Source organism: Paraburkholderia sp. SIMBA_053 (assembly GCF_046534895.1).
GTDB classification, from domain to species: Bacteria; Pseudomonadota; Gammaproteobacteria; order Burkholderiales; family Burkholderiaceae; genus Paraburkholderia; species Paraburkholderia caledonica.
Genome location: NZ_JAWRXU010001513.1, coordinates 1 through 242, shown reverse-complemented (window position 1 = coordinate 242; position 242 = coordinate 1). Strand labels below are relative to the sequence as shown.

Annotated in this window: 1 protein-coding gene; it reads left to right on the top strand. The window is 62.4% G+C overall.

Annotated elements, in window-relative coordinates; genetic code table 11:
• Positions 1-242: SCO family protein (locus SB753_RS40630; RefSeq protein ID WP_410805622.1), on the top strand; the 242-nt coding region annotated here is incomplete at both ends.

Sequence of the window (242 nt, the reverse complement as noted above, 5' to 3'; positions counted from 1 at the left end):
CGGGCGGGACGCGCAGAATGTTCGCATCCTGTTCGTCAGCGTCGATCCCGCGCGCGACACACCCAGCGCGTTGCACGACTACGTCGGCGCATTCGATTCGCAGCACGCGTTCGGCCTGACGGGCACGGATACACAGATCGAGCAGATGGCAAGGCATTACCGCGTCGCGTATCAGATGGAAAAGCGCGACCCGAACGGCAATTACGAGGTGACGCACAGCTCGGCGGTCTACATCTTCGACG